Source organism: uncultured Chryseobacterium sp. (assembly GCF_936933875.1).
Taxonomy (GTDB): domain Bacteria; phylum Bacteroidota; class Bacteroidia; order Flavobacteriales; family Weeksellaceae; genus CAKZIK01.
Genome location: NZ_CAKZIK010000074.1, coordinates 1 through 4,116, shown reverse-complemented (window position 1 = coordinate 4,116; position 4,116 = coordinate 1). Strand labels below are relative to the sequence as shown.

General features: G+C 33.3%; 5 protein-coding genes. All 5 read right to left on the bottom strand.

Translation table 11 applies throughout. The features are described 5' to 3' along the window. The coding region (locus Q0252_RS10615; RefSeq protein ID WP_297986092.1) for an AAA family ATPase at positions 1–766 on the bottom strand (766 nt) is incomplete at its 3' end. A 14-nt stretch (positions 767–780) separates the two neighbouring features. Further along, positions 781–1,653, bottom strand: coding sequence for a transcriptional regulator (locus Q0252_RS10610; protein ID WP_297986090.1), 873 nt, complete (start codon positions 1,651–1,653; stop codon positions 781–783). Between the two features lie 254 nt (positions 1,654–1,907). Further along, the gene (locus tag Q0252_RS10605; RefSeq protein ID WP_297986086.1) at positions 1,908–2,168 is read right to left on the bottom strand and encodes a helix-turn-helix domain-containing protein; all 261 of its coding nucleotides are present in this window, start codon (positions 2,166–2,168) and stop codon (positions 1,908–1,910) included. Between the two features lie 193 nt (positions 2,169–2,361). Beyond that, positions 2,362–2,841: an immunoglobulin-like domain-containing protein gene (locus tag Q0252_RS10600; protein WP_297986084.1), complete on the bottom strand. Its 480-nt coding sequence runs from the start codon at positions 2,839–2,841 to the stop codon at positions 2,362–2,364. Positions 2,842–2,875: 34 nt separating this feature from the next. Then, on the bottom strand, positions 2,876–4,075 hold the full coding sequence (locus Q0252_RS10595) for a S1 family peptidase (protein WP_297986081.1): 1,200 nt from the start codon (positions 4,073–4,075) through the stop codon (positions 2,876–2,878). Between the last annotated feature and the right edge of the window lie 41 nt (positions 4,076–4,116).

The window sequence follows — 4,116 nt, the reverse complement described above, 5'->3', positions numbered from 1 at the left end:
TATACAGTAAATTTAATAATTCTAAAATATCTTGCTCTATTATTTTTTTAGAATATTCATGATTTTTTATAAAACTTTGAGCAATTATTCTAAAGTTTTCAATATTATCATAACCTTCTTGTATTAAGTGAACATACTGTAAAATTATTTTTTCAAATGCAATTAAATTAACCATTTCCCTCAATCGTGAGCGAACTCGGTTGCCGTAATGTTTTTCTATTTCTGTGGCTGATAAATTTGTGGTTATGTGGGTTTGGAGTTTTTTTGAAATAAATAAATCGTATCTGCTTAATAGAATTTCTGCCATTACATTACAATCGTTTCCGAAGTACTTCGACGCCGACTCTGCGCCAAGGTCATCAAAACAAATTGCTTGTGGTTGCCGTGTTTCATTGTAAAGATTTCCTCGTGAATATTTCTCAATGGTCTCATATCCCGATTGCATAAATTCTGATACAATCTGCCTTGTAGAAAACATTCTGAAAGATCTTCTTTGGGAAGGAAATTTCTGCATCAATTTCAACAAAGTGGTTTTTCCACAGCCGATTGGTCCTGTAAGAAACAATCCTTTATTCAGATCGATGTTCATTTCTTTTGCGATTAAATCATCTTGTAGAAACCAAGCCAGAATTCCGAAAATAATTCCCCGTTCGTTTTCTGCGATTTGAAACTTTCTACTGAGATATTCCTCTGCGATTTTGGTAAAGTTCATTACAACCTGCCTATAATCGTAGGATACTTCAATTTCTCGTTTGGGAAGTTGCATAATGATTAAAATTTTCAGAGTTTTTCTTGATAGGATTTACGTATGTTCGCATTCAGATGATTTGCTTTCGGAATAGAAGCCATTTTTGACAATCCACTATTTGTAGATTTCGAACTTTCAAAACCATATTTTTTGCTGTTCAAAAGCCATTTTCTAGCACTTGCCTGCCAATTTTTCATTAGAGAATTTCCGCCGACAAGCCATCCGTTGCTTTCGTAGTGGTTAAAAAATTTTTCGGCTTCAAAAATTGTGGAATCTTTTTCCTCGAAATACATTTTCACTTCCCATAACTCGGGTGGAATATTAGAACCCTGCCTTTCCATTTTTGAATTAAATCTATTTTCTTCCACCAATAATTTTTGCGGTTGCGCCGCTCTCTTTGTAAAGTTTTTATAGTTTGATAGGTTTTTAGAAGGTATCAATGCTTGTTCATAACCTGTATCGATTTTGGTATCATTGCTATTCATTGCTTGTTCAGAACCTGTCTGTTTTTTGACACGGCGGTTGTCCGATTTTTGAATAGATTCCCGTTCATTTTTTGAATGGGTGCTTTTTTGATTTTGAATAAAATTTTCTTCATCGCCGATTTTATCTAAATCTCCAAAATTAAACAGATGCACCAAACTTCCTTTGTAAGGATTGAAGGATGGTAAATAGTCAATATAGCCGAATTGATGCAGTTCCTTGATGCATTTGTGGTATGTTCCGTACGCCGAAATCTTGCTAAGTTTCATCATCTCGTTTCGGGAAATGCTGATTGGATTTCGGAAGTGGTTGAGATTCCAAAACTGAAATAAGGCCAAATACAGACTTATGTGCGTTGGATTGAGGCGGTCGTCTTCTTGTATGCGGTCGTAGAAGCCTGTAAGGTGACGGATATAGTTCATTATTTTATTGTTTATTATTCTTTGTCTTGAAACAAAAGAATCAAAAATTCAAGACTGGATTTATTTGCTAAAAAATTCAAATTTCTTTTAAGAAAATTCCCAAAACTCGCGCGATTCACTATTTGAATTGCTTAACAAAACTTTGGCGCGCTCAAACAGTGGGAATTTTTTATTCGGTAAAAGTTCAACTTGTAGTTATCAAGAAATTTGGATTTTTCTTCACGCAAATAACTCCTAGGTCAATAATTCAGTGATTATTTGTCAGACTGTAGGAGTTTTTCGATGTCCTGGTAGTTGTAGTAGAGAGTTCCGCCGACGCGGGAAAAGCGAAGCGTTCCGTTAATGCGCAAATTCTGTAATGTTCCGGATGAAATTTTGAGTAATTCTTTTACTTCTGCAGAGCGAAGCCACAATTTTTGTTCTGTGGTTCTAATGTGAAACAGGTTTTTGATGTCTTCCAATAATTCTGTTTTGAATTCCTGAAGATCTTCTTTGGTTAAAACTTCGAGTGCCATAATGATTAAAAATTTGATTAGGGCGACAAAGTTTAGCCTTATTTGTTATGTTTTTTCACAAGCATAACCGAAGTTGTGAACGATTTTTTTTCAACAAAAAACCCTAAAAAGCAGTATTAAAAATTACTTTTTAGGGTTTAAAAGATGTACAAGTTGCAAATCACAAGTTGCACAAAGTTGTGATTGTTTCAAACTAATCAATTAAAAATTCATCATATATATATCTAATATCTTTGGAGTTCTTTGTCGGCCATATTCTTTTACCGATTCTATAACGTCCTCTTTCTAACTTCTTATCTTTCATAAATGTTACCAAAAAAAGCGGATAGGATTTCGAGGTTTTCCTTTCTAATGAATAGTTAATCTCTCCAAAAACCAATTTAGGATCTAGAGCCTGTGTTAACCATTTTTCATCATCAAATTTCTCGATAATAAAATCGCTTGAATATAATATTTGATTTTCAGTATTATTTATTATTGTATATGTACCCTGCTTATTTGAATCTGAGAAAGTGAAACTTTTTGGTGAAATTTTTATCACGATATCCTCTTGGTGGCTTTTATTTAAGGCATTTTCATTCATTGAATATTTATTAAAAGATGGCTTGCTAGTGTTGAGTTTTTTATTACAGCCAATAGCTAAAGTTAGCAACAACAAAGAAAAATTTCTCATTATTTTATAGATATAATTAGTAAGCTATTAATTCCTAATTTCTCGATAATCCAAAAGTAGTAAGAATATTGGTTGCTTTAGTAAAATATCTTGTAGATCCAATTGCACCCATATGTATTCCGGCAGTTGGTCTTGCGCCGGTGCTACTTATGTAAGTATAAACAGTACCGCCGCTATCACCTTCATTACTACTGTAATCAGCAGTTGACATATTATCAATAGTTTCGCCCGTAGCACTTATTATACTAGTATTAGTACTCAAAACCTTACCCGATGTCGCACCAGTAGATCTACCTCTTTTATTAATTACTGTCCCAACACCTGGAAGAGTGGTGGTTAATGATAAATTGTCAACAGTACCACAAAAAACATTACTTACTTCATCGGTTGTTGTATTATTTAAAATAACAAAAGCTGCATCCACTGTTCCAGATTGTTTTGAATTAGCACAAGTTCCAATCGCAGTACCAGTACCATAATAAGCAGTTTCGCCGACGGATATAGCATGACCGGCAGTAACAAAGCCAATTTTCCCATCAGAATTTCTTTTTGCCTTAAATCCTACTGAACCTGCTGTAGCCATTGAAGAGGTTCTATCAACAGCACAACCTGGATATATTATTGTTTCTAAATTGACTCTACCACTTGCATTTGTAAATTTTATTCCTTCTTTCCCAAATATGGATTTTTCTAATAAAGTTTTCTTGTATTCATCCAATCCCAGCACGTTCACTTCAATCGTATTAAATTCATCCATCACACCAAAGGTTGAAATAAAATTTAGTAAACTTGGATTCTCTTTTGTTATCGCCCAAAGGTTCAACTCATCCATTAATTCCGTTAAATACCTATACGAAAACTTTGCTGGCTTAAATTTTACTTTGTCCTCATCAATTATCTTCAATATTTCTTTTTTACCGGTGCTAAACTTACCTGAAATATAAATGGTTAAAATACCCTTATCAGATATAAATGAACCTCCATAATAATCTGGATAACTAACATTGGATTTCCCTAATGCATTGTTCGCTCCAAAAGCTTGCATTAATTTCCCAATCTTTAAATTTGCTTCTTCCTGAATTGCTGCATCAGCTTCTTCATTTATATCAGAAGTAAACTTTGTGATTTTTTCAGAACCTCTTTCATCAAATTGAGTTGATATTGAAGAGTCTGAGCATGATGTGAATAGTAAAAATAAACAGCATGCTAATGTAATAAAAAAATGTTTTTTCATAATATTATGTATTTTGGTTAGTAATAATTAATTTTCATCCG